Source organism: Brooklawnia cerclae, assembly GCF_011758645.1.
GTDB classification, from domain to species: domain Bacteria; phylum Actinomycetota; class Actinomycetes; order Propionibacteriales; family Propionibacteriaceae; genus Brooklawnia; species Brooklawnia cerclae.
Genome location: NZ_JAAMOZ010000001.1, coordinates 2822913 through 2847006, shown reverse-complemented (window position 1 = coordinate 2847006; position 24094 = coordinate 2822913). Strand labels below are relative to the sequence as shown.

Genomic DNA, 24094 nt, shown 5'->3' with positions numbered 1-24094 from the left:
CCGCCCGCCGCTTTTGGCTCGCCGAGCAAGTCGTGTAGCATCAGGTGTTGCCGCACGGCATGGGGCTATAGCGCAGTTGGTAGCGCGTCTCGTTCGCAATGAGAAGGTCGGGGGTTCGAATCCCCCTAGCTCCACAGTTTTCTTAAGTTCCCGTTCGCAAGCAGTGTTACTTACGTTTGCCTGGTGTGAAGGCCTTAGGTGATTTGCTGCGGGGCCTGCTCGCCTGACCTCATGGTGAGTTGCAAAGGTCCCTGTTTCGTATGGAAAATCGCTCTGTCGTCACAAAGCGCGGGCGTAGTAGGTGCGCTGGCCAACGTCGCCGTACCTGCGACGCAGGTACGGCTTTGCGAGGAGGGGTAGTGGTGAAGCTTGAAGGCGACCAACTGCGTCAACAGTTCCTTGAGGCGAGGGCCGCGTATCTGAAGAGCAGGCGCGATCAGCGGGGTCGCGTCGTCGAGGCGTTGCGGGCGGAGGGCTTCGAGGTAAAGAACCGTGGCAACGCTGGGCGCGGTTTGACGAGCTATACGAGTGGTGGACGCCTGGAGCCGTCGTTCGATTTGTCTGGCTGGCTGTGGGTCGAGGCTCGCCGGGGTGATGTGATCGTGGTTGTGAGCCTGCAAACTCTTGATCAGGATCCGAAGTCGAAGAACATCCATGTGCTCATGGACCGGATTGGTGTAGACGTGTTTCGTGACGGCGACCCAGTCGATCCCGCCGATCCGTTGCGCGAGAAGACCACCACCCGGTTTGAGTTGCCGCTGTCCTCGGCCGACCTAGCTGGCCTTGTTGCGCTGGTGAAGCAAAGAGTGGCTGGTCTGGGATAGCTATCGTGTTCTCCCAGCACAGTGGTGGCGGGCCTCAATAGCGCTCCCCGGCTTGCATCGCTAAGTTGGGATGCGGTTGTAGAACCGTGTGCGCGTTGGAGCCATGAAGGAGATCCGCTTACCCATGAGCCAGCTGTCGATGCCCCCATTCGTCACTCTCAGAGTGAGCGCGGTGGCATAGCGATGGCTCTCAAGAAGTCAGATCTGTACAGTTCGCTCTGGGCCGGAGCGGACGAGCTTCGTGGCGGCATGGACGCCAGCCAGTACAAGGACTACGTTCTGACGCTGCTCTTCGTGAAGTACGTCTCTGACAAGGCCAAGGCCGACCCGGACAGCCTCGTCGATGTGCCGGAGGGCGGGTCGTTCGACGACCTCGTTTCGTTCCGGGGCAAGAGCGACATCGGTGACCAGGTTAACAAGGCTATCCGCAGGCTCGCCGACGCCAACGACCTCGTCGGCGTCATCAACAACGCCGACTTCGACGACCCGAACAAGCTTGGTGAAGGCAAGGCATTGGTCGACCGGCTGAGCAAGCTGATCGGCATCTTCCAGGACCTGGACTTCTCGAGTTCCAGAACCGAGGGCGACGACCTACTCGGTGACGCCTACGAGTACTTGATGCGGCACTTCGCGACGGAGTCGGGCAAGAGCAAAGGCCAGTTCTACACGCCAGCTGAGGTCTCGCGCGTGATGGCCCAGCTCGTCGGTATCCAGCCAAGGACGCCGAAGTCGGCAACTGTCTACGACCCGACCTGTGGGTCTGGTTCGTTGCTGCTCAAGGTCGCGGACGCTGCGCCGCACGGCCTGACGATCTATGGCCAGGAGAAGGACAACGCCACCTGGGCGCTGGCCAAGATGAACATGATCCTGCACGGCAACGAGACGGCCGACGTCCGTCAGGGTGACACGCTGGTCGACCCGAAGTTCCGGGACGGCGACCGCCTGGAGACCTTTGACTTCCTCGTCGCCAACCCGCCGTTCAGCGTCAAGAGCTGGACCAACGGTCTGGAGAACGAGTTCGGCCGCTTCGACGGCTACGGCCGCCCGCCGGAGAAGAACGGCGACTACGCGTTCCTGCTGCACATGGTCAAGAGCCTCAAGAGCACCGGCAAGGGTGCGGTGATCTTGCCGCACGGCGTGCTGTTCCGCGGCAACGCGGAGGCGACCATCCGCAAGGCCCTGATCCGCAAGGGCTACATCAAGGGGATCATCGGCCTGCCGGCGAACCTCTTCTACGGCACCGGGATTCCGGCCTGCATCATCGTGCTCGACAAGGAGAACGCCCAGGCCAGGACTGGCATCTTCATGATCGACGCCAGCAAGGGCTTTGTGAAGGACGGCAACAAGAACCGTCTGCGCCCGCGCGACATGCACCAGATCATCGACGTGTTCAACAAGCAGACCGAGGTCGAGCGCTACTCGCGCATGGTCCCGGTCGCTGAGATCGCCGACGCCAAGAACGACTACAACCTCAACATCCCGCGCTACATCGACAGCTCGGAGCCTGAGGACATCCAGGACCTGCACGCCCATCTCAAGGGCGGCATCCCGGACCGTGATCTCGATGCCCTGCAGCGCTACTGGGACGCCTTCCCGAGCCTGCGTGGCACGCTGTTCAAGCCGCTACGCCCTGGTTACTCGGAGCTTGCCGTCGACAAGAGCGAGATCCAGGCAACGATCACCGGCTCACCGGAGTACGAGGCCTTCGCGAGCACCACGACCGGCACGGTGACGCACTGGTGGAACGTCCACCACGACGAGCTGGTCGACATCTCTAGTAGCACCCGCCCGAATGCCCTGATCGCGCTGCTAGGCGACACCCTGCTTGAGCGCTTCCGTCCGAAGCCGCTCATCGACGAGTACGGCGTGTACGAGCAGCTCATGAGCTACTGGAACGAAACCATGCACGACGACGTCGCACTGGTGATGAGCGCGGGCTGGGACGAGGCGGCCAAGCCACGCACCGCGATCGAGAACAAGGAGCGCAAGCTCTCAGAAACACCTGACCTCATCGTCGGAGCTGGCCGAAGCGCTACCAAGTACAAGATGGACCTGATTCCACCGGCCCTGATCGTGGACCGCTACTTCGCCGACGAGAAAGCCAAGCTCGAGGAGCTCAACGCCGCGGCTGAAGCCGCCGGCCAGGCTGTCGAGGAGTTCATCGAGGAGAACTCGGGCGAGGAAGGCTTGCTCGCCGATGCCATGGACGACGACAAGATCAGCAAGGCTCTCGCCGCTGCTCGCCTGCGTATCGCCAAACGTGAGGACCCGAAGAGCGACGAGGTGAAGGCGCTGGTCGAGCTGATCGCGCTCTACGACGCTGAGGCCAACGCGAAGAAGGCGGCCAGGGACGCTCAGGTCAAGCTCGACGAAGTCACCCTCAAGCAGTACGGCAGGCTCTCGACAGGCGAGATCCACACGCTGGTCATCGACGACAAGTGGGGAGCCCGCTTCGTGCGCGGCGCCCAGGCCGAGCTGGACGCCCTAATCCGCCAACTGGTCGACCGACTCGACGTGCTCGGCGATCGCTACGCCGAGACCGTGGGCGACCTTGATGCCGAGGTTGAGCGGCTCAGCGCCAAGGTCGCGGAACACCTGGCTGTGATGGGGGTTAGGTGATGTCTGGGCTTCCTACAGCGAAGCTTGCGAACGTGACTACGCGAATCGGCAGTGGAGTTACGCCTCGCGGTGGCTCAAGTGTCTATCAACCGACTGGCAGGCCATTCATTCGAAGCCAAAATGTCGGCTGGGGGGACTTGCGCCTAGATGACCTTGCCTACATCGACGATGCAACACACGACACCTTCCCGGCAACCGAGGTCCGTGAGGGGGACGTACTCCTGAACATCACTGGTGCATCCATCGGGCGCTCTGCAGTCGCCACGGCACAACTTGATGGAGGCAATGTGAACCAGCATGTGTGCGAGATTCGCGTTCGAGGCGGACTCATGAACCCGCACTTCGTGTGCGCAGTACTGAACTCACGCATTGGACAAGACCAGATCGACTCGTTCCAGGCAGGTGGCAATCGTCAGGGCCTGAACTTTCAGCAGGTTGGGTCGATTGAAATTCCTATGCCGAGAATTGGTGAGCAGGATGCAATTGCTGAGGCGCTGACCGACGCAGATGGTCTGATCTATTCACTTCGTGAACTGATCGCCAAGAAGCGCGCCATCAAGCAGGGCATGATGCAGGAGCTCCTGACTGGTCGCACGCGACTGCCCGGGTTTGCGGGTGCGTGGACGCCGGTCATCTTTGGTGACATTGCGACCCCGTCGAAGGAGCGTTCGGATCCAAGCGTGACGAGCGGGCGTGTGGTCGAACTTGAACACATATCGGCCCGAACAGGTCGTCTGATTGGTGATTCCGATCTCGCTTCGTCAGTATCGCTGAAGACCAGATTCCTGAAGGGCGACGTCCTCTTCGGAAAGCTTCGTGCGTACCTACGCAAATACTGGCTTGCCGACAGGGATGGGTATGCTTCCACGGAGATCTGGGCATTGCGACCACGGACCGGAGTCGCGATTAGCGCGTTCTTGAGGTACGTGGTGGAACAGGATGATTTTATTGAGGCGGCGAGTACTGCCTATGGCACGCACATGCCGCGTTCCGATTGGAAAGTCGTGTCTAGATACGAACTGGAGCTGCCAACTCTCGATGAGCAGGCGGCGATCGGATTGGCTTTACAGAGTTCTGACGCCGAGATCGCGGCCCTCGAGCGTCGCCTCGAAGCCACTCGCGACATCAAGCAGAGCATGATGCAGGAGCTCCTGACCGGTCGCACAAGGCTGGTTCCAACGGAGGCAAGCGCATGAGCACCGTAGGTCAGATCGAGCGCAAGACGCAGGATCGCGTGGTCAAGCTGTTCCGGGAGCAGCTTGGGTACTCGTACCTGGATAAGTGGGAGGACCGCGAGGGTAACTCGAACATCGAGGAGGCTCTGCTTCGTGCCAATCTGCAGGCCCGTGGCGTCGACGACGACCTGATCGGCCGTGCGCTGCACGTGCTGCGCAATGAGGCTGCGGTGGGCAGCAACCGTTCGCTGTACGAAGCGAACCGCAAGGTCTACGAGCTGCTGCGCTACGGCGTGAAGGTCAAGCGTGACGTGCAGTCGAACTTCGAGACTGTCTGGCTGGTCGACTGGGCCGAGCCCGAGGCCAATGACTTCCACATCGCCGAGGAAGTCTCGATCGCGGGCGAGCACAACAAGCGCCCGGACGTCGTGCTGTACGTCAACGGCATTGCCCTGGGTGTGGTGGAGTTCAAGCGCTCGAAGGTGAGTGTCAGCGAGGGTATCCGTCAGAACATCGGCAACCAGCGGGCCGACTTCATCCGTCCATTCTTCTCGACGGTCCAGCTACTGTTCGCCGGCAACGACGTCGAGGGCCTGCGCTACGGCGTGATCGAGACGCCGGAGAAGTACTGGCTGGAGTGGAAGGAGCCACAGGACAGCCCAGTCGGCGCCGACGTCGCTGAGCCACTGGACAAGGCGTTCGTGCAGATGTGCTCGAAGGAGCGCCTTCTTGAGCTGGTCCATGACTTCGTCGTCTTCGACTCGGGTGTGAAGAAGGCCGCCCGGCACAACCAGTACTTCGGGGTGAAGGCTGCGCAGGCCCGGATCGCCAAGCGCGAGGGCGGCATCGTCTGGCACACCCAGGGCTCGGGCAAGAGCCTGACCATGGTCTGGCTGGCCAAGTGGATCCGGGAGCACCAGAAGGCTGCCCGAGTCCTGATCATCACCGACCGCACCGAGCTCGACGAGCAGATCGAGAAGGTCTTCGGCGGTGTCAACGAGGACATCTACCGCACCACCTCGGGTGCGGACCTGCTGAGCGCGATCAACAAGTCCGACCCGTGGCTGATCGGTTCGCTGGTCCACAAGTTCCGTGGCAGTGACGACGACAAGGACCTGGACGACGCTGGCGAGGAATTCATCGCCGAGTTGCACTCGCGGCTGCCGGCGAACTTCAGCCCGAAGGGCAACCTGTACATCTTCGTCGACGAGGCGCACCGTACCCAGTCGGGCAAGATGCACAAGGCGATGAAGGAGCTGCTGCCTGGGGCGATGTTCATCGGCTTCACAGGTACGCCGCTGCTCAAGGCTGACAAGGCGACCAGTATCGAGACGTTTGGCTCGTTCATCCACACCTACAAGTTCGACGAGGCTGTGGCTGACGGAGTCGTGCTCGATCTGCGCTATGAGGCTCGCAACGTCGACCAGGAGCTCAAGGGCGCCGCCCAGATCGACAAGAAGTTCGAGCACTGGACCCAGGGCATGACCGACCTGAGCAAGGCCCGGTTGAAGAAGCGCTGGGGCACCATGCAGAAGGTGTTCAGCGCCAAGAGCCGCGCCGACATGATCGTTCAGAACATCCTGTGGGACTTCGACACCCAGCCGCGCCTGGTCTCCGGGCGGGGTAACGCCATGCTGGTCGGTGAGTCGATCTACCAGGCCTGCAAGTTCTACGAGTTGTTCGTGGCCGCCGGCTTCAAGGGCAAGGTCGCGATCGTGACCAGCTACGTCCCGAACGCCTCCGACATTTCCAAGGAGGACTCGGGTGAGGGCGCGACCGAGAAGCTGCGGCAGTACGACATCTACCGGCAGATGCTGGCCGACTACTTCGGTGAGCCTGCCGACCGTGCCTCGACGCCGGAGAAGGTCGCTCAGTTCGAGAAGGAGGTCAAGGAGAAGTTCATCAAGGAGCCAGGCCAGATGCGTCTGCTCATCGTGGTGGACAAGCTCCTGACCGGCTTCGACGCGCCGAGCGCCACCTACCTGTACATCGACAAGAAGATGCGTGACCACGGCCTGTTTCAGGCCATCTGCCGGGTCAACCGCCTGGACGGTGACGACAAGACCTACGGCTACATCATCGACTACCGCGACCTGTTCAACTCCCTCGAGAACGCCATCACCGACTACACGTCGGGCGCGCTGGACGGCTACGAGAAACAGGACATCGAAGGCCTGCTCAAGGACCGCACGGACCAGGCGAAGAAGGACCTTGACGAGGCCCTCGAGCGGATCCGTGCCCTGTGTGAGCCGGTCGCTCCGCCGAAGGGCACGCTGGAGTACCAGCACTACTTCGTCGCCGACATCCCTGGCGATGCGGAGCAGATCAAGGCCAACGAGAACAAGCGCGTCGAGCTGTACAAGTCGGTCGCCTCACTCGTCCGCACCTACGGCGTGCTGGCCAACGACATGGAGACCGCGGGCTACACCGCCGCCGAGGCGAAGCAGATCAAGGACGAGGTCGCCCACTACGTCGCCGTCCGCGACGAGGTCGAGCTCGGCGCCGGCGAAAACATCGACATGAAGCAGTTCGAGGCCGGTATGCGCTCACTGCTCGACACCTACATCCAGGCCGACCCGGTCGAGGACGTGGCGATCTTCGACAAGGGCTTGGTCGAGCTGATCGTCGAACGAGGCGAGGGCGCACTCGACACCCTGCCGGCCGGGATCCGCAAGAACCCCGAGGCCGCGGCCGAGACGATCATCAACAACGTCCGCAAGACGATCGTCGACGAGCACGCCATGAACCCGAAGTACTACGACTCGATGTCCTCGCTCCTCGATGCCCTGATCCTGCAGGCCAAGCAGGAGGCGCTCGACTACAAGGAGTACCTCGCCCGGCTGCTCGAGCTGGCCACGAAGGTCGGCAAGAAGGAGTCCGACACCGTCTACCCAGCGTGGGCCAGGACTGGGGCGCAGAAGGCGCTGGTCGACTTTGGTTTTGCGCCGCCAGAGCTAGCGATCCAGGTCGACACCACCGTAATGACCTCCAAGCACCACGACTGGGTCGGCAACAAGATGAAGGAGAAGGTCGTCGTCAGGGCGCTGCACAAGATCCTTCCGGACGACTTCGACCGCTTCGATGAACTGTTTGACCTGGTGAGGGCACGCGATGAATACCGCTAACGCCTATCTCACGGTCGCTGGGCTCGGCGTGGATGTCATCTACAAGGACATCAAGAACATGCACATCTCGGTCTACCCGCCGGTAGGCCGGGTTCGTGTGGCCGCACCGCACCGTCTCGACGAGGACGCCATCCGGCTGGCCATAGTGCAGCGCCTGCCCTGGATCAAGAAGCAGCGCGAGCAGTTGCAGAACGCCGATCGTCAGACAGAACGCGAAATGATCTCCGGCGAGACCCACTACGTATGGGGTAGCCGCTACCAGTTGGACGTCTCGCACTCCGGCCGCATCGCCATCGAACCCAAGGGCAACACCCTCTGGCTGTCAGCCCCCGCCGGCACAGACGCCGACAAGCGACGCCGGATCCTCGACAACTGGTACCGGCGTGAGCTCAAGGCTGCGATCCCGGCGCTGCTGGAGAAGTGGCAGCCGGTTGTCGGCGTCAAGGTCGACTCGGTCGTCGTCCGCCACATGAAGACCAAGTGGGGAACCTGCCAGACCGCCTCGCGCGCCATCTGGCTCAACCCCGAGCTAGCCAAGAAGCACCCGCGCTGCCTCGAATACGTCGTGGTCCACGAGCTGGTCCACCTGTACGAACGCAGCCATAACCAACGCTTCACCGACTTGATGGACCGGTTCCTGCCGGACTGGCGCGCACGCCGGGATGAGCTGAACGGGGCCCCACTGGCTGATGAGGTTTGGGACACCGACTGATGCTGAAGAGGATTGACTGGATCAAGAACTGCGGATTCTTCGAGACCTTCCACTGGGATACGTCGCTGCCTGATCTCGCCCGCGGCTGGACGCGCTGTTTGCCGATGACCGGCACGCGGAGATCTAGGCAACGTGGGGTATCCACCAAGATATGATCACCACGTCTCGGGAGAAGGACCGCGGCCTGGGCAGATTCTTCCTCGCGCACACGATCGAGAAGACCAGCGTCGGCATCCCAGAGCAACCCGGATCGAACACCTCCGCGGGACCGCCCTCAGCTTGCGCAACCTCACCCACTATGTCGCGAGATCACTACTCGAAGCCAGAGGCTTCAGACCACATCTACACCCTCGACCGTGAAGAGCCGGATGTGCAAGGGAGCGTCCGGATCGATCGGCAGTTCTGCGGTGATCGTAGCCAGTCCGGGTTTGGTGGCCGGTCCGAGGTGGAGTTGCACCGTGACCGCGACCGCGTCCGAGCCACGTGGTTCGAGGCTCACCTCGTTGCCGCCGCAGCGCTGGCAGGCCGGTTGCGGTCGGCACTCGGCGAGCACGGTGGTGATGTGTTTGGCCAGTGCGTCGCCGGAGGCTGGCGGGCTGTCGGCGTACGTGGCGAAGAGGAAATACCCGGCGTCGTCCTCGTCGGTCATGCGGGTGGCATTGGCGTCGGGCCGGGGTGGTCAGCGCTTCTGCTCAGTAGCGCTCGAGTGGGTGCGTTTCGGTCGGCGGTGAGTACAACGACGCGGTCCCTTCGCAGCTATCACACGGCGTCGAGGTAGTACCAGCGTCCGTTCTCGTGGACGAATCGCGATCGCTCGTGCTGTACGCCGATACCCCCTCCGGGGATGAGGTAGGTGGCGCGGAACTCGACGATGCCCGTGTCGTCGTCCGGGCCGCCGTCCACGGTGTCGATGATCTGGAGGCCACGCCACTGAGGGTTGTCGGTGAGGTCGATCGTGGCTGGTCGGGTGGAGGAGTGCCAGGACGCGAGGAGCCAGTCGGCGTCACCGTCGCGGAACGCGGCGAAGCGTGAGCGCATGAGCGCCTCGGCGGTCCCGGGCCACGAGTCGAACTGCGAGCTGGCCATGAGGCGACCTTATCCGCAGCAGTGAGGCATGAGTGGACGATTTCGGCGACCTCGGGTGGGCCGACTTCTCCGGCAATGGTTGAACCTGTTGTCGGTGGTCGACGCTGACAGCATATTTGTCGTAGACTGTGTAGATAATTATCTAGAAAGGACACGACTAGCATGGCCAGCACCATCAGCATCGGCGAACTCCGCCAGAATCCCACGCGCATGCTTCGTGAGGTCAAGACCGGCGCCACTTACACCATCACCGATCATGGCGAGCCGGTGGCGGAGGTCACGGGTGTCCGTCGTCAGCGTTGGGTGCCGAGCGGCGAGGTCGACGCGGTGCTCCGGCAGCTGGGCGCGGATGGCGCTTGGGCCCGTGAGATCGCTGCCGACCGTGCGGCGGAGGGCATGACTGACCCGTGGGCGCACACCGCATGAAGGCGATCCTCGACACCAACCTTTTAGTGGCGGAGTCGCTCTCGCATCCTGGTTATGAGGTCGCTGTCTCGTCGCTGTCGTGGGCCGAACTCGGATACGGCATTCGCAAGACCGCGGACCCGGTCGAACGTGCACGCCGCGAGGCACGGATCGCCCGGCTTCGCACAGTTCTCGGCCCCGGCGTCCCGTTCGACGACTCCGCGGCGACCGCGTACGAGACCGTGTGCGGGCTCGTCCTTGCCGGGGGACGTGAGGTCCGTGGCCGTGCCATCGACCTCATGATCGCGGCGACAGCGGCCGCGCACGGTGCCGCTGTCATCACCCGGAACACCGACGACTTCGCCGGACTCGAAGGTTTCGTCGCGGTCGTCGCGGCCTGATCAGGCGAGATCCGCTAGCAGCGCGCAGCGTCCGGCTCGTGCCTCTCGTCCACCGTCGTGGCGACTTCGTCCTTGCCTGTGTCGCGCCGCAACCGGGGGAGCCCGACGAGCATGAGCACCGCCATGACCCACGCGAACACCACGACGACGAGGAAGCCGCCGTGCGCGCCCTGCGCGTCGATCGCGCGTCCGCCCAGGAACGACCCCGCGGACGCACCGAGGTTCATCGCCGTCGACATCCAGGTGAGGCCCTCTGTGAGCTGAACCCGGGGCACGACCTTCGAGATGATCGTATTGACGTTGGTCATCGTCGGGGCGATAGTCAGGCCCGTGATCCACATGATGATGCCGAGCATCACCAGCGAGCGGGCCAGCAGAAACGTGGACGCCCCGAGTGCCAGCAGGACGACGCCGATCGCGAACAGCTTCCACAAGGGCTGACGCCACGTCCGCGCACCGTAGATCAGGGCGGCTGTGAAGGAGCCCAGCGCGAAGAACGCCAGGAGCAATCCGGCCAGTTGGGGTGCGCCGTGTTCCTCGGTGAAGGCGACGACGGCGACGTCGTTCGCGCCGAACATTGTTCCGGCCCCGATGTAGGTGAGGGCGAGGACGACGACGACCGGGTTGAGCAGGACGGTCGGGCGCTTCTCGCCGTGCACGCGTGCGACGACGGGCGGTTCGGTCGCGCGCTGGCCGAGGAAGGCGACGCCTCCGATCGTCAGGCAGACGATCGCCAACACGAGCCCGGACGCCGGGTGGATCGCCGTGCCGAGGGTGGTGGCGAGGATCGGCCCGACGATGAAGACGAACTCGTCGATGGCGGCCTCGAGCGCGTAGGCGGTGTTGAGCTGCCGGGGTGAGGTCGCCACCAGCGACCAGCGCGATCGGACGAGCGCGCCCGGTGATCCCCAGGAGGCGCCGGACACGGCGGCTGCAATGAAGAGGACCGGGATCGGCGCGTGGCTGACGGCGGTGACGACCAAGCCGGCCAGTGCCAGCGTCGAGATCGTGAGCGCCGGGCCCATGACGCGGCGTTGCCCGTGGGCGTCGACGAGGCGCGCCAGGATCGGCGCCCCGACGACCACGCCGATCACGGAGACCGCGCTGACCGCGCCGGCCGTCGTGTAGTTCCCGTACATGGCCTTGATCAGCAGGATCGTCGAGATCCCCACCAGCGACATCGGGATGCGCAGGATGAATCCGGCCAGTGAGAAGGTCCATGCTCCGGGGAGGCGCAAGATTTCCGCGTAGTTCGAGAGCACGACTCCTAACCGTATCGACCGCGTGGCCGACCTGGCAATTTCTTGCGGTGACGGCTGGATCCTTGCAGGACGTCTCCGGCTTCACCACCATCGAGTCGAGCCCTTCGTCCATCTAGTAAGAAAAACTGGTCAGTTTAACTGATTAGTTGCTACCCTTGTGCGCATGAGTGACGAGGAAGACACGCTGCGCACCGCGCAGCGGCTGCGACTGGTCGTGGATCGCCTTCGCCGCGTGGTGCGCCAGGCCGGGCTCGTCGAGGGACTGTCTCGCACCGAGGAGGCGACGCTCAGCAGACTGGAGCGCGTCGGGCCGTTGACAACGGCCGAGCTCGCGGATCGAGAGAGGCTGCGGTCCCAGACGATGAGCACCGTGGTGCGGTCGCTGGTCGGCCGGGGGCTCGTCCGGAAGACCTCGGACCCGTCCGATCGGCGGCGTGAGAACGTCCACATCACACAGGCGGGTCTGGCCATGATGGCTTCGGTCAACGAACTGCGCGATCGGGACCTGGCGATTCTGCTGGAACGTGAACTCTCGGCGCGCCAGCGTGAGCAGATGGCGGAGACGCTGTCGTGGCTGGAGGATCTGGGTAACCGCAGATGACTTCCGAAGAACCGCAGCGTTCGGGGTTCGGCGGCCGGTTCGCGGCCCCCGTGCTGATCGGCCCGGCGTTGAACCCGATCAACACCACGATGATCTCCGTCGCACTCGTACCGATCTCGCAGGCCACCGGCGCGCCGGCCTCGGTGGTCATCTGGCTCGTCGCGGGCCTCTACCTTGTCAGCGCGATCTTCCAGCCCACGATGGGCAAGCTCGCAGACCTGTTCGGGCCGCGAAAGGTCTACATCACCGGGTTGGCCATCGCAGGGCTCGGCGGCCTGATCCCCCTGATCTCGCCCACCTTCACCGGCGCGCTCGTCTCACGGCTGGCGATCGGCATCGGCACCTCGTCGGCGTATCCGTCCGCGATGACGCTCATCAAGGACCAGTCCCTTCGCCTCGGTGTCGAGACACCGCAGATACTGCTGTCGGGCCTGTCGATATCGAGCCTCGTCACCGCCGCCATCGGCCCCGTCCTCGGCGGGGTACTCATCGAACACTTCGGTTGGCAATCGATCTTCCTCGTCAACGTGCCCTTCGCTCTGGTCGCGATCGTTCTCGTCTGCCTGTGGCTTCCTGCGGACAGCACGCGGGTCGCCGGAAGCAGTCCACGACCCGCGGGCATCCGTGCGCTCGACCTGCCGGGTATCGCATGTTTCGCGATCGCCGTCACATCGGCGTTGTTCTTCCTCCTCGACCCCGGTGGCAGGCTTTACTGGCTCGTCCCGATCGCGATCGCGGCGGCGGTCATCCTGGTTCTGTGGGAACTGCGACAGCCTGCCCCGTTCCTGGACGTGCGCATGCTCGCCCACAACGCGGCGCTCACGCGCACCTATCTGCGCCTGTTTCTCGTCTACATGTGCATCTACCTCGTCGTCTACGCCTTCACGCAATGGGTGCAGGCCGTCGCCGGGCTCTCCAGTGAGGCCGCCGGGCTCATGCAACTGCCCGCCGCGATCTGCGCGGCCGTGGCGACCGTCCTCGTCTCGCGCAGCTCACGCGTGCGCTGGCCACTCGTGATCGCGGCGGGCACGCCGATACTCGGTGGGATGCTCCTCGCCACCGTCCACGCAGACAGTCCGCTGTGGCTCCTGCTCGTCGTCGTCGCCCTGTTCGGCATCCCGCAGGGGCTCGCCTCGGTCTCCAATCAGGCCGCGCTTTATCGGCAGGCGCCCGGCGCGCAGATGGGCTCCGCGGCAGGCCTGTCCCGCACCTCGGTGCAGATAGGTGCGATCGTGGCGTCCAGCCTCATCGGACGCATCTTCGGGCCCAGCGCGAGCGACCCGGGCCTGCACGTCATCGCCTGGATCATCGTCATCATCGCCGTGGCGGCGCTGATCCTCACGCTCGCCGATCGAGCACTCCGGGACGGCGACAGGGCACCTGCGACGACGCAAGGTCGTTGAGTGAGCCGTCGTTCGGCAGGCGCTGTTCTGCCGCATCTCCCCATGCCCGCCTGGCAGGTTGAGCACTTCGTCCCCGAGCGTCACGGAGGGCGCTCGGACACGCGTTCGGATCGCGTATACGCTCGTCCTGACGATGAATCTTGATGACGCGGTGTGAGGAGGGGCGGTGCAGGACGAGACGGTCAAGTCGTTGGTGAGGGCGTTGTCTGCGGTCGCCTGCTTCGACGCTGAACACCCCACGCACACGATCACCTCGCTCGCGAACCTGGCCGGGCTGTCCCGCCCGACCGCGCGACGGATTCTGCTCACGCTGGTCGAGGAAGGATACGCGGTCGAGGTCGGCGGCGGCTACCGGTTGACTCCGCAGTTGCTGAGTCTCGGCCTGACCAGCTTCGGAGGGACGACGCTCGCGCAGGTGACCGGTCCGCGGTTGCGCACGATCGCGGACGCACTCGGAGAGGTCGCCCTGGCCGCGGTGCGCGTGGGCGGTCATCCCGCCTACCTGGCGCAGGCGGCCCCCCGCAAGATCATCCAGGTCGCACTGCCGGCCGGGCTCGCCCGGGGACGCCATGAGGGTGCTTTCGATCAGGCGCTGGTCTCCCCAGCCGACCCGGGCAGGGTGTGGACGGCGGACGGTGACCCGATCGCCGGGCTGAACTCGGCTGCCGTTCAGGTGCGGGGACGCGGGGGAGTGGTGCAGCTGGCACTGGGCTGTGTGGTGTCGGTGCCGCTGGACGAGGCCCGGCGTGCCCTGATCGGGGAGCACCTGCGTGCGAGCGCATCCGAACTCGAGGCCGACCTGGCGCACCTCGTCCACCTCGATCCCCGAGTGGAAACGGTGGGCCTGTGACCTCGTCCTCGATGCAGACTCTCGCGCGCGGGCTGAGCGTGATCCGCGCGCTCAACGCGTCCGATCAGCCTCAGGCGCTCAGTGAGGTGGCGGACGCGTGCGGCGTCCCCCGGGCGGTGGCGCGACGGATCCTCAGATCGCTGGAGACCATGGGGTTCGCCACCAGCCGGAACCGGCTGTGGTCGCTCACTCCGCGTGCGCTGGCGCTTGCCGACGCATATCTGGAATCGGCGATCCTACCGGGGGTGGCACTGGGGCCGATGCGAAGCCTCGCGGGTGCCACCCACCAGTCGACCTCGCTGGCTGTGAGGGACGGCTTCGAGGCTGTCTACGTGCAGCGCATCCCCGGTCGCAGGATCGTGCACGCGGTCATCAGGATCGGCACTCGCATACCGCTCCACGCCACCGCGATGGGCCGCGTGCTCCTGGCAGGCGAGACGGAAGAAGCGATGCGCAACCTCCTGGAGGAGATGGCTTTGCGGCCTCTCACCGGTGCGACCAGGACGAGTCCGGACGAGATCATGGCAGTGGTGGACGACGTGCGTTCGCAAGGATTCTGCGTCGTCAGAGGCGAATTCGAGCCGGAACTGGTCACCGTGGCCGTGCCGGTCCTCGGCCCTGGCGGAGCTGTGATCGCAGCGCTGAATCTGCCGACTCCGCTGACCGAGTTCGATGAGTCCCAGGTGGCCGAGAAGGTCACCGCCCTGCGGGCGACCGCGTCCGAGATCGGCGAGGCCTATACGGAGCGCGTCACACCTCCAGGATGACCGCCAGTCCCTGACCGACTCCGATGCAGATCGCTGCCATTCCGCGGCCTCCGCCCCGGCGCTTGAGCGCGTGTGCCAGGTGGCCGAGAATTCGAGCTCCGGAAGCGCCCAGCGGATGCCCGATGGCGATCGCGCCGCCGTCGACATTGACCTTCTCCGGATCGAGGCCCGGCCACAACCTGAGGCAGGCGAGCGACTGTGCGGCGAACGCCTCGTTGAGTTCGACGAGGTCGAGATCGTCCCAACCGAGGTTTGCACGGTGCAGCGCCTGCTCGGCCGCCTCCACCGGACCGATCCCGAACACCTCGGGTGAGACTCCGGCGGCTCCACGGGAGACGATCCTCGCCAGCGGGTCACCCAGGCTGTCGGCTGCATCTTCGTCACCGATGAGGACGGCGGCCGCGCCGTCGTTGAGAGGGGAACTGTTACCCGCTGTGACGGTGCCGCGCTCCGATCGAAAGGCCGGCCGGAGCCGTGCGAGGGCCTCGGCGGAGGTGTCCGGCCGGATTCCCTCGTCGCGGGCGAGTTCTGCTCCCGGCACCTGGACGATCTCGTCGTCGTACCGCCCTTCGTCCCAGGCCGCGGCGGCCAGTTGATGGGAGCGCAGCGCGAAGGCATCCTGCTCCTCGCGACTGATCGCGTACTGGTCAGCCAGGATCTCGGCTCCCTCTCCGAGGGCGACGGTGTAGGTCGTCGGCATGAGTGGGTTGGTGAGCCGCCACCCGATCGAGGTCGACTCCAGGCGGGCAGGCCCCACCGGGTATGGACGCTCGGGCTTCAACATGACCCACGGTGCGCGCGACATGGACTCGACCCCACCCGCGACGACCACCGACGCATCCCCGGCTTCGACCAGGCGGGCCGCTTGGATGCACGCCTCCAGCCCGGAGCCACAGAGCCGGTTGACGGTCGCACCAGGCACCGTCACCGGCAGACCTGCCAGCAGCCATGCCATCCTGGCGACATCCCTGTTCTCTTCCCCAGCGCCGTTGGCGTTGCCCATGAGGACGTCCTCGACATCCGCGGGGTCGAGCGAGTCGTGGCGGGCCAGAAGTTGGGTGATCGTGGTGGACAGGAGGTCGTCCGGCCGGATCGCGGCCAAGCCCTTGCCATAGCGCCCGAAGGGGGTGCGGACAGCGTCGTAGAGGTATGCGCTCATGTCACTCCTTGTTCGTGGGGACGGAGTTCGCTCGGGCGTCGACGAGGTCGAGACCGGTACGGGCGAGGAGTTCGGCGAAGTCGATGCCGTGGATGTCCACGACGTGTGCGCGTCCGTCGACCAGATGGAAGGTCGCGACGTCGGTGTAAACCCGGTTGACGCAGGCCAGCCCGGTGATGGGGTAGGTCAGCTCGGCGACCAGCTTCGGTCGGCCGTCCCGGGTGAAGAGAGTCATCATCACGTACACCTCGCGGGCACCGATGGCGAGATCCATGGCGCCACCGACGGCCGGGATCGCTCCCGGTTTGCCGGTGTGCCAGTTGGCGAGGTCTCCTGTCACCGACACCTGGTAGGCACCCATGACGCACAGGTCGAGGTGGCCGCCACGCATCATCGCGAACGAGTCGGCGTGATGGAAATAGGACGCTCCCGGCAGTTCGGTGACGGGGATCTTGCCGGCGTTGATCAAGTCGTCGTCGATCTCGCCGTCGTGCGCCTCGGGGCCCATTCCGAGCATGCCGTTCTCGGTGTGGAGGGTGACACGGCGGTCCGCGTCCAGATAGTCGGAGACCTTCGTCGGCATGCCGATGCCGAGGTTGACGAAGGAACCGACGGTGACGTCCGCCGCGACTCGTTGTGCCAACTGGTCGCGGCTCAGTGGGGTGGAGTTGCTCATGCGGTGGCCTCTGCGGTGACGACGATCCGGTTCACGTAGATCCCGGGAGTGACGACGGCCTCAGGGTCGATCCCGCCGATGTCGACCAGGTCGGCGACCTGGACGATGGTGGTGCGCGCCGCAGTGGCCATGATGGGGCCGAAGTTGCGTGCGGTCTTGCGATACACGAGATTGCCGGCGCGATCGGCCCGGGCCGCTTTGATGAGAGCGATGTCGGCTTTGATCGGGTATTCGAGAACCTGACCGCGTCCGTCGATGATCCGAGTCTCCTTGCCCTCGGCCAACAGCGTCCCGTAGCCGGTCGGAGTGAAGAAGGCACCGATGCCGGCCCCTCCGGCCCTGATCCGTTCAGCGAGGTTTCCTTGTGGAACAACCTCCAGTTCGATCTCGCCGGCGAGATATCTGGCGTCGAAGTGCCAGGAGTCGGACTGCCGGGGAAACGAACAGATGATCCTGCGGACCCGGCCGAGCCGGATGAGTTCCGCGAGTCCGACGTCGCCGTTTCCGGCGTTGTTGTTCACCACGGTGAGTTCTGTGGCGCCCTGTTCGATCAGGGCATCGATGAGTTCAACGGGCTGCCCGGCGGTGCCGAACCCACCGATCATGACGGTGGCCCCGTTGCCGATGTCCTCCACAGCCGCCCTTGCGGTCGGCATGACCTCCAGCAAGTCCTTCTCCTTCCAGCGCTCGGTGGATCTACTTGATCGAGTTCGGGTGCTTGCACAACGGGGTCGTCACGATGTCCATGTAGGGGAACATCGGGAACCCGGACAAGATCTCGTGCAGCCGGTCGTTGGATTCCACCTCGAAGATGGAGACGTTGGCATACCTGCCGGCGACCCGGTAGATCGCCTCGAACTCGCCCGCACGCTGCAGCGCCTGCGAGTACTCCTTCTCCTGGGCCTGGTAGTCGGCTTTCGTCTCGGGCGACATGGACTCCGGGAACGTGATCGACATCTGGCACATGAACTTCATCGTCTTCTCCTTCTTGTCGTTTGTTGTTCAGGAATTGAGGTGGGCGAGAACTGCTCGTCCGTACTCGTTCGGGGACTCTTGGACACTCAGATGAGCGCCAGGTATCGCGACGAACCCGGCCCCCGGGATCGCCTCGGCGATCTGCCCGGTGAGCGCCGGAGGCGTGGGCAGGTCACCAGTGGCGCCGATCACCAGGGTGGGTGCGGTGATCCGTCCCAGGGAATCGCGAAGGTCGCCATGGGCAAGGGCGTAGCAGGTGGCTGCGTAGCCTTCGGCGTCGTTGGCCAAGAACCACTCCCGCATCCGCGCGTGTAGCTCGGGATGGACGGCGGCGAAGCCCGGGGTGAGCCAACCGGCGACCACCTTGTCGACGATCGATCCCAGACCTTCGCCCCGTACTGTGGCGGCTCGATCGGACCACGACTCGGCTGTACCGATCTTCGCTCCTGTGTTCGACACCACCAGGCGGTCGAGCCGGTCGGGGTGCTCAAGGGCGAAAGTGAGCCCGATCTGCCCCCCGATCGACAGCCCCACGAGGCTCGTCCGAGCGATGCCCAGGATGTCGAGCAGGCCCACGATGTCGTCGGCGAGAGCGGACAGGGTGTAGTCACCGACAGGAGTGCTGGAGTTGCGGTGTCCCCGGGCATCGAAGCTGATGACGTGGTGGGTCGCGACCAGTTGGGTGACGAGCGGTTCCCAGAGATCAGCGTTGGTGCCGATGGAATTCGACAGGACGACTGCCGGGTTGGTTGGGTCGCCGTGGGTCTCGTAGTAGAGACTCACCGCGGGAAGTTGTGCGACGGGCATGCGATTCTCCTAGAGGTAGCACTCGCCGGCGACGTATGCCTTGCGCCAGCGGGTGATGTAGATGCGCTCGAAGAGGCTCGCCTTCGAGAACGGATCCTGGGCGATGAAGGTCTCTGCCTCGGTCCGGGACTCCACGTCCAGCAGATAGATCCCACCGGAGGCGCCGGTGCCGTCGTCGCCGATCTTGGCGCCGCAAGCGAGCAGTAGGTCGGCGTTGGCAGCCAGGAACGCAAGGTGCTCGTCGCGGGTCGCCGTCCGCAGACCGAATGAATCGGGTTTGTCGTAGGTCTCGATCAGGTAGGGCATGGCAGGTCCTTCGACGATGGTGGATCGGGTCGTTCCGGGTTATACGAGGTTGACGAGCAGCATCGCGCCGCAGTACAGGAACCCGACCCAGACCATGTCGACGACCGTGAAGCCCATGATGTCCTTCAGCTTCAGGCCCGACAGCGCCAGAGCGGGCAGGATCCAGAACGGTTGGACGAGGTCGTTCCAGGCGTTGCCGAGTTGGACCGACATCGCGGTCCAGCCGAGATCCGCGCCGAGAGTGTTGGCGGCCCCGATCATGAACGGGCCTTGAATCACCCAGTGGCCACCTCCTGAAGGGGCGAAGAAATTGATCACGAAGGATGAGACGATGCCCCAGAAGGGCAGTGTCTCCGGAGTGGAGATGCTCACGAACAGTTGTGAGATCGTCTCCACCAGCCCGGATGCGGCCATGATCGCCAGGATTCCCGCGTAGAAGGGGAACTGCAGGATGATTCCCGAGGCCATCTTCGTGCCGGCACCGAAGGCGCCGATGTAGCGCAGCGGGGTGCGCATCAGCACCATGCCCAGGAACAGGATGATGAAGTTGATGATGTTGATGTTGAGTTGCCCGCCGCGGGTGAAGTAAATGATGCCGAACACCAGCGCCATCGCGCAGACCACCCAGATCACGATCCGCGAGTTGTTGGCGCGGTACGCGAACGACTTGTCGAGGTCGACGCCGGCGGCAGGCACCGTGACAGCGGGCTCGACCTCGACGCTCGGGTCGTACTCGGTGACCGGCTTGCCCGGAGCGGGGTGGAGGAAGTAGTTCAGGATCGGCAGGGTGATGACGGTGACTGCCGAGAGGATGAGCATCGGCGGCGAGAAGATGGTCTCGGCCAACGGGATGATCCCCATGCCCTCCTCCAGCGGATGGCCTTTGGCGGAGATCACCACCGGGATCGTGGCCGACAGGCCCAGCCCGTAGAGCGTGAACCCGGAGTAGGCCGATGCGATGATCGCGGGATAGTGGATGCCCTTGATCTGGACGGCCAGTTTCTTGGCCAGCACACCACCGATCATCAGGCCGAAGCCCCAGTTGATGTACGAGCCGACCGCGCCCACGACCGTTGCCAGGGCCACCGCGCCGCGCGGGGTCTTCACCAGCGAGCACAGTTTGTCCAGCAGTTTGTCGGTGATGGGCGCTTTGGCCAGAACGTAGCCCGCGATGAGGATGAAAGCCATCTGCATCGTGAAGGAGAGAATGTCCCAGAACCCGGCGCCCCAGGCGTAGACGATGTCGATCGGGTTGGACTGTTGAACGGTGATGGCGAGGATGAAGGTGAGGACGGTCAGCCCGATGGCGAAGACGATCGGCTCGGGCAGGTACTTCCGCATCAACTCGGTGAAGAACCCGGTTACCTTGTCGAGGCCGGTTGCCTTCGTGACGGTAGGCGGGCTCTGTTCTGCTGTCTGCACGCGCGTGTTCCTTTCAAGACGTCAGTGTCTGTACGCGAAGCGAACAGTGTTCGTGTCGGCGCTTGAAACCTAGGCCAGTAGTCGCCAATCGTCAAGAGGAAGTGTAGAAACGTTCGTATCGCGTACAAAACATGTGATACTGCGGCCGGCCTCGATGCAGTGGTCAGTGCGATGGAGCCACTCTGGTCGACCAGCGGACGAGGGGCAGGCTCAACTGAGCGTCTGTGTCCCGATGACGGAGAGCAGCTGGAGCTTCTCGTGGCTCTCGCTCCCGGGGGCGGCGGTGTAGACGAGCAGGGAATGCGACTGACTCGGGTCGAGCAAGGTCTGGCAGGCCAACTCGAGCGTGCCGAGTTCGGGGTGGACGAAGTGCTTCACCTCGTTGGGGCGGACGCCGACCTCGTGGTCGTTCCAGACGTCACGGAACTCCTCGCTTCGAGCGAGGAGTAGGTCGGCGAGATGCGCCGCTCGAGAGCCGGGGCCTCGCAGCGTGACGGTCTCGCGGAGGCCCGAGACGAACATGCGGGTGAGGAACGGATGGTCGGCGGGTTCGTAGAGTTGCCTGGTGAGGGGGTCGGTGAACCACCGGTAGCCGATGCTGCGAGCCGGGCCGGCGTAGACGGTCAGGTCGCCGGTGAGCGCGACGCTGAGCGCGGTCTGACGCAGGGTCTCGCCGAGTTCGGTGACGATCTCCGCGGGGGTGTCCTGCAGCCGGTCGAAGATGCGCAGCAGACCGGGGCTGATGTGCTCGCTCGCCCCGCCGCGCTCGGGCGGGTTGTGCCCGGCGAGTCGGAACAGATGGTCGCGTTCGTCCAGCGAGAGGTGGAGTCCCTGGGCGATGGAGGCGGTCATCTGCTCGGAGGGCTGCGGGCCGCGTCCCCGCTCGAGCCGGGAGTAGTAGTCGGTCGACATGTGGCAGAGCGAGGCGACTTCTTCCCGGCGCAACCCGCTCGTCCTGCGGCGTTGCCCGCGCGGAAGGCCGACGTCCTCGGGTTGCAGCGATTCCCGGCGGCGCCGGAGGAAATCCGCCAGTCCGGTCCGGTCGATCAGCATGCGTGCCTCCTTCGGTGTCGTGTCCTTTCTAGTGTCCTCGGGCTCTCACATCCACGGCCTGATGATCCCCCCGTCGGCGGGGCGGGCGTCGTCGCGCGGCGCTGCTGTGGCACCTGAGCAGGGGAAGCGACTACCGGGCGGGTACCCGAGCCCTGGACGCGGGCTCGATCGGAGCCTGGCTCTGCGGATCAGTGGATCGAGTGGTCCTTAATCGGGACGCGGTCTTCGGTCACGGTGGAGGAGACAACACCACCGTCAGGAGTGAACACATGCCACACAGATCAATCGACATCACCGTCCCCGACGTGTCCGGTGAGCGCGCGCTCGTCACCGGGGCGAGCGACGGTATCGGCCTCGGGATCGTCATGAGGCTGGCCGCGGCCGGCGCCGAGGTGATCATGCCCGTCCGCAACCGGCGTAAAGGTGAAGCCGCGCTCGCCAGGATCAAGCAGGTGACCCCTGCCGCGAACGTGACGCTCCGTGACCTCGACCTGTCCTCGCTCGGCTCGGTCGCCGCTCTCGGCGAGACGCTGCGGCGGGAGGGCCGGCCGATCCGCGTCCTCATCAACAACGCCGGCGTCATGACTCCACCGGAGCGGCAGACGACAGCCGACGGGTTCGAACTGCAGTTCGGCACCAACCACCTCGGGCACTTCGCCCTGGTGGCGCAGCTGTTTCCGCTGCTGCGCGCGGGGCATGCGCGCGTGACTTCGCAGATCAGCGTCGCGGCGAACCAGGGTGCCGTCAATTGGGACGATCTGAACTGGGAACGCTCCTACGCCGGCATGAACGCCTACAGCCAGTCGAAGATCGCGTTCGGGCTGTTCGGGCTCGAGCTCGACCGTCGCAGCAGGGCCGGTGGCTGGGGCATCACGAGTAACCTGTCCCACCCCGGGGTCGCTCCGACAAGCCTCCTCGCCGCCCGGCCCGAACTCGGTCGCACCGACGCCACGGGCGGACGACGGCTCATCGGTGCTCTGTCCGAACGAGGCATCCTCGTCGGCACCGTCGAGAGCGCCGGGCTTCCCGCCCTGTACGCCGCCACATCTCCCGACGCCAGGGGCGGTGGTTTCTACGGGCCGCGCGGGCTCGGGCACATGGGCGGCGCACCCGGGGAACAGAGGCTCTACTCCCGCCTACGCAGCGTCGAGGACGCCCGGCGCATGTGGCAGGTCTCCGAGGAACTCACGGGGGTTCGGTTCCCGAACGACTGAGGCACTCCGGGTCCTCACGTCCCACCGACAGATCGCGGTCGTCCGCACATCAACCACGACGATGACGGAGCGGCCGTGCGCGCTGCGGTGAACGATTCGCTCGCCGCACGGCTTGGGGAAACGCTGATCAACGATCCCTGAGCCTGTCGAAGGGTCGTGGAACTGCCATCCGGCAACGGGCTTCGACAGGCTCAGCCAGCGTTGCCCACATTGATCAGTGATTCCTTAGGTCATCTCTGTCACGGCGTTCGGATCGGGACACGTGGCGGCTCAGGCCAACAGCACCTCGACGCCTGCCTCCCGGAGTTCGGCCACCGTGCCATCAGGTGCCGCCTTGTCCGTGATCAGGGTCGTGATCGCCTCGGCAGGGCAGATGCGGGCGAATGCGTGCGCGCCGAGCTTGGAGGAGTCGGCCACGACGAGGGTCTGTGCCGCACGGGCCTGGATGGCGCGGGCGATGGCTGCTTCTCCTTCGTTGTGGCAGCTCAAGCCGTACCTGACGTCCACCGCGTTGCCGCCGATGACCGCGACGTCGATGGCGATCTCCGCGAGCGCGAGTTCGGCGAGGTGACCGGTGAGCTCGTACGACTGCGGGCGGACAACCCCTCCCAACACGACCAGACGGATGTTCGGCCGTACAGCCAACTCGTTGGCGATGTTGATGGCGTTGGTGACGAGGGTGATCGCCGGCCACCGCGAGCCGGTGTGCCGTTCCGACCTGAGCGCCAGTGCGCGCGCGACCTCCGTCGTTGTCGTCCCCCCGCTGATCGCCACGACCGCACCTTCGGCGACGCGGCTGATCGCCAGATCCGCGATGGCGGCCTTCTGGGCGACGTTGCGTTCCGCGTTGTAGCGCAGGGGAAGGTCGTAGGCCGTGGAGTTCGACACGGCGCCGCCGCGCGTGCGGGTGAGCAACTGCTGTTCCGCCAGCCTGTCGACATCGCGCCGCACTGTGGCCACGGAGACGCCGAGATCCTCCGCGATGGAGGTGATCTCGGCGTAGCCCTCACGTGATATCAGGCCAAGGATGTGGTTCCAGCGGTCGCGTGCCTTCATGTAGCTGGTCGCCTTTCTTGGACTTTACGGCCACGATATCGCGAAGCCGCTTGCGGTTCAGTATTTCCGGACGAGGCCGGAGCTGCATGCCGACGTCCCGGAGCCGGTTGAAGAGTGTTAACTACTTGTAACGTTTTGATGTTAGTTGCATCGTAGCGTCATCAATACGTCAGAAAGGTGCAATACTCCTCGTGTT

At 64.7% G+C, this 24094-nt stretch carries 24 protein-coding genes and 1 tRNA gene; 13 read left to right on the top strand and 12 right to left on the bottom strand.

Translation table 11 applies throughout. The annotated features are described in order from the left end of the window. Positions 1-61 precede the first annotated feature (61 nt). The 6 genes from FB473_RS13170 (at position 62) to FB473_RS13145 (ending at position 8455) form a co-directional block, all read left to right on the top strand. Positions 62-134, top strand: a tRNA-Ala gene (locus FB473_RS13170). Positions 135-359: 225 nt separating this feature from the next. Further along, on the top strand, positions 360-824 hold the full coding sequence (locus FB473_RS13165; protein WP_167168553.1) for a hypothetical protein: 465 nt from the start codon (positions 360-362) through the stop codon (positions 822-824). Between the two features lie 21 nt (positions 825-845). Further along, the gene (locus FB473_RS13160; RefSeq protein ID WP_341770122.1) at positions 846-3443 is read left to right on the top strand and encodes a type I restriction-modification system subunit M; all 2598 of its coding nucleotides are present in this window, start codon (positions 846-848) and stop codon (positions 3441-3443) included. Further along, positions 3443-4639, top strand: coding sequence for a restriction endonuclease subunit S (locus FB473_RS13155; RefSeq protein ID WP_167168550.1), 1197 nt, complete (start codon positions 3443-3445; stop codon positions 4637-4639). Before FB473_RS13160 ends, FB473_RS13155 begins: the two co-directional genes overlap by 1 nt. Beyond that, positions 4636-7743: a type I restriction endonuclease subunit R gene (locus FB473_RS13150; RefSeq protein ID WP_167168546.1), complete on the top strand. Its 3108-nt coding sequence runs from the start codon at positions 4636-4638 to the stop codon at positions 7741-7743. The genes FB473_RS13155 and FB473_RS13150 overlap by 4 nt, the downstream gene beginning before the upstream one ends. A 28-nt stretch (positions 7744-7771) precedes the next feature. After that, positions 7772-8455 (top strand): M48 family metallopeptidase, encoded by a 684-nt coding sequence (locus FB473_RS13145; RefSeq protein ID WP_341770121.1) that lies wholly within the window; start codon positions 7772-7774, stop codon positions 8453-8455. 331 nt (positions 8456-8786) lie between these two features. Here the strand turns inward: FB473_RS13145 and FB473_RS13135 are convergent, their stop codons facing one another. Then, on the bottom strand, positions 8787-9104 hold the full coding sequence (locus tag FB473_RS13135; protein WP_167168540.1) for a hypothetical protein: 318 nt from the start codon (positions 9102-9104) through the stop codon (positions 8787-8789). A 110-nt stretch (positions 9105-9214) separates the two neighbouring features. Continuing rightward, entirely contained in the window at positions 9215-9541 is a 327-nt protein-coding gene (locus tag FB473_RS13130; protein ID WP_208390565.1) for a YchJ family protein, read from the bottom strand. A 162-nt stretch (positions 9542-9703) separates the two neighbouring features. Between FB473_RS13130 and FB473_RS13125 the strand changes: the two genes are divergently transcribed. Beyond that, a complete protein-coding gene (locus FB473_RS13125; protein ID WP_167168537.1) occupies positions 9704-9967 on the top strand; it encodes a type II toxin-antitoxin system Phd/YefM family antitoxin in 264 nt (87 codons plus the stop codon). Further along, entirely contained in the window at positions 9949-10347 is a 399-nt protein-coding gene (locus tag FB473_RS13120; RefSeq protein WP_167168534.1) for a PIN domain-containing protein, read from the top strand. The genes FB473_RS13125 and FB473_RS13120 overlap by 19 nt, the downstream gene beginning before the upstream one ends. Positions 10348-10361: 14 nt before the next feature. Here the strand turns inward: FB473_RS13120 and FB473_RS13115 are convergent, their stop codons facing one another. Then, the gene (locus FB473_RS13115; RefSeq protein WP_167168532.1) at positions 10362-11609 is read right to left on the bottom strand and encodes an MFS transporter; all 1248 of its coding nucleotides are present in this window, start codon (positions 11607-11609) and stop codon (positions 10362-10364) included. A gap of 163 nt (positions 11610-11772) precedes the next feature. Between FB473_RS13115 and FB473_RS13110 the strand changes: the two genes are divergently transcribed. The 4 genes from FB473_RS13110 (at position 11773) to FB473_RS13095 (ending at position 15230) form a co-directional block, all read left to right on the top strand. Continuing rightward, positions 11773-12210, top strand: a complete 438-nt coding sequence (locus tag FB473_RS13110; protein ID WP_167168529.1) for a MarR family winged helix-turn-helix transcriptional regulator — start codon at positions 11773-11775, stop codon at positions 12208-12210. After that, a complete protein-coding gene (locus tag FB473_RS13105; RefSeq protein ID WP_167168526.1) occupies positions 12207-13613 on the top strand; it encodes an MFS transporter in 1407 nt (468 codons plus the stop codon). Before FB473_RS13110 ends, FB473_RS13105 begins: the two co-directional genes overlap by 4 nt. 166 nt (positions 13614-13779) lie before the next feature. Then, the gene (locus tag FB473_RS13100; protein WP_167168524.1) at positions 13780-14463 is read left to right on the top strand and encodes a helix-turn-helix domain-containing protein; all 684 of its coding nucleotides are present in this window, start codon (positions 13780-13782) and stop codon (positions 14461-14463) included. Next, a complete protein-coding gene (locus tag FB473_RS13095; protein ID WP_167168522.1) occupies positions 14460-15230 on the top strand; it encodes an IclR family transcriptional regulator domain-containing protein in 771 nt (256 codons plus the stop codon). The genes FB473_RS13100 and FB473_RS13095 overlap by 4 nt, the downstream gene beginning before the upstream one ends. Here the strand turns inward: FB473_RS13095 and FB473_RS13090 are convergent. The 8 genes from FB473_RS13090 to FB473_RS13055 all read right to left on the bottom strand — a co-directional run bounded on the left by FB473_RS13090 (position 15214) and on the right by FB473_RS13055 (position 21628). Continuing rightward, positions 15214-16389 carry a thiolase family protein gene (locus tag FB473_RS13090; protein ID WP_167168520.1) on the bottom strand — a complete coding sequence of 392 codons (1176 nt, stop codon included), beginning with the start codon at positions 16387-16389 and terminating at the stop codon, positions 15214-15216. The two genes, FB473_RS13095 and FB473_RS13090, sit on opposite strands and share 17 nt — an antisense overlap. A 1-nt stretch (position 16390) precedes the next feature. After that, complete coding sequence (locus FB473_RS13085; protein WP_167168518.1) at positions 16391-17065, bottom strand: 3-oxoacid CoA-transferase subunit B; 675 nt, start codon at positions 17063-17065, stop codon at positions 16391-16393. Beyond that, the gene (locus FB473_RS13080; RefSeq protein WP_243863568.1) at positions 17062-17733 is read right to left on the bottom strand and encodes a 3-oxoacid CoA-transferase subunit A; all 672 of its coding nucleotides are present in this window, start codon (positions 17731-17733) and stop codon (positions 17062-17064) included. The genes FB473_RS13085 and FB473_RS13080 overlap by 4 nt, the downstream gene beginning before the upstream one ends. 28 nt (positions 17734-17761) lie before the next feature. Then, complete coding sequence (catC, locus tag FB473_RS13075) at positions 17762-18040, bottom strand: muconolactone Delta-isomerase (RefSeq protein ID WP_167168516.1); 279 nt, start codon at positions 18038-18040, stop codon at positions 17762-17764. Between the two features lie 27 nt (positions 18041-18067). Further along, positions 18068-18847: a 3-oxoadipate enol-lactonase gene (gene pcaD / locus FB473_RS13070; RefSeq protein ID WP_167168515.1), complete on the bottom strand. Its 780-nt coding sequence runs from the start codon at positions 18845-18847 to the stop codon at positions 18068-18070. 9 nt (positions 18848-18856) lie between these two features. Continuing rightward, on the bottom strand, positions 18857-19153 hold the full coding sequence (locus FB473_RS13065) for a YciI family protein (protein ID WP_167168513.1): 297 nt from the start codon (positions 19151-19153) through the stop codon (positions 18857-18859). 39 nt (positions 19154-19192) lie between these two features. Further along, a complete protein-coding gene (locus FB473_RS13060; protein WP_208390564.1) occupies positions 19193-20575 on the bottom strand; it encodes a TIGR00366 family protein in 1383 nt (460 codons plus the stop codon). Positions 20576-20785: 210 nt separating this feature from the next. Continuing rightward, entirely contained in the window at positions 20786-21628 is an 843-nt protein-coding gene (locus FB473_RS13055) for a helix-turn-helix transcriptional regulator (protein WP_208390563.1), read from the bottom strand. 269 nt (positions 21629-21897) lie between these two features. On the opposite strand from FB473_RS13055, the gene FB473_RS13050 reads away from it, so the two are divergent. Then, positions 21898-22842, top strand: a complete 945-nt coding sequence (locus tag FB473_RS13050; protein ID WP_167168511.1) for an SDR family oxidoreductase — start codon at positions 21898-21900, stop codon at positions 22840-22842. A 270-nt stretch (positions 22843-23112) separates the two neighbouring features. Here FB473_RS13050 and FB473_RS13045 read toward each other — a convergent pair whose 3' ends face one another. Then, positions 23113-23898: a DeoR/GlpR family DNA-binding transcription regulator gene (locus tag FB473_RS13045; RefSeq protein WP_167168509.1), complete on the bottom strand. Its 786-nt coding sequence runs from the start codon at positions 23896-23898 to the stop codon at positions 23113-23115. Positions 23899-24094 lie beyond the last annotated feature (196 nt).

What these genes read in the sequence shown, in the direction of transcription:
- FB473_RS13155 (WP_167168550.1), top strand. Translation starts at nt 3,443, where the DNA reads ATGTCTGGGCTTCCTACAGCGAAGCTTGCGAACGTGACTACGCGAATC.
- FB473_RS13150 (WP_167168546.1), top strand. Translation starts at nt 4,636, where the DNA reads ATGAGCACCGTAGGTCAGATCGAGCGCAAGACGCAGGATCGCGTGGTC.
- FB473_RS13135 (WP_167168540.1), bottom strand. Translation starts at nt 9,104, where the DNA reads ATGACCGACGAGGACGACGCCGGGTATTTCCTCTTCGCCACGTACGCC.
- FB473_RS13130 (WP_208390565.1), bottom strand. Translation starts at nt 9,541, where the DNA reads ATGGCCAGCTCGCAGTTCGACTCGTGGCCCGGGACCGCCGAGGCGCTC.
- FB473_RS13125 (WP_167168537.1), top strand. Translation starts at nt 9,704, where the DNA reads ATGGCCAGCACCATCAGCATCGGCGAACTCCGCCAGAATCCCACGCGC.
- FB473_RS13110 (WP_167168529.1), top strand. Translation starts at nt 11,773, where the DNA reads ATGAGTGACGAGGAAGACACGCTGCGCACCGCGCAGCGGCTGCGACTG.
- FB473_RS13105 (WP_167168526.1), top strand. Translation starts at nt 12,207, where the DNA reads ATGACTTCCGAAGAACCGCAGCGTTCGGGGTTCGGCGGCCGGTTCGCG.
- FB473_RS13090 (WP_167168520.1), bottom strand. Translation starts at nt 16,389, where the DNA reads ATGAGCGCATACCTCTACGACGCTGTCCGCACCCCCTTCGGGCGCTAT.
- FB473_RS13085 (WP_167168518.1), bottom strand. Translation starts at nt 17,065, where the DNA reads ATGAGCAACTCCACCCCACTGAGCCGCGACCAGTTGGCACAACGAGTC.
- catC (WP_167168516.1), bottom strand. Translation starts at nt 18,040, where the DNA reads ATGAAGTTCATGTGCCAGATGTCGATCACGTTCCCGGAGTCCATGTCG.
- pcaD (WP_167168515.1), bottom strand. Translation starts at nt 18,847, where the DNA reads ATGCCCGTCGCACAACTTCCCGCGGTGAGTCTCTACTACGAGACCCAC.
- FB473_RS13065 (WP_167168513.1), bottom strand. Translation starts at nt 19,153, where the DNA reads ATGCCCTACCTGATCGAGACCTACGACAAACCCGATTCATTCGGTCTG.
- FB473_RS13055 (WP_208390563.1), bottom strand. Translation starts at nt 21,628, where the DNA reads ATGCTGATCGACCGGACCGGACTGGCGGATTTCCTCCGGCGCCGCCGG.
- FB473_RS13050 (WP_167168511.1), top strand. Translation starts at nt 21,898, where the DNA reads ATGCCACACAGATCAATCGACATCACCGTCCCCGACGTGTCCGGTGAG.
- FB473_RS13045 (WP_167168509.1), bottom strand. Translation starts at nt 23,898, where the DNA reads ATGAAGGCACGCGACCGCTGGAACCACATCCTTGGCCTGATATCACGT.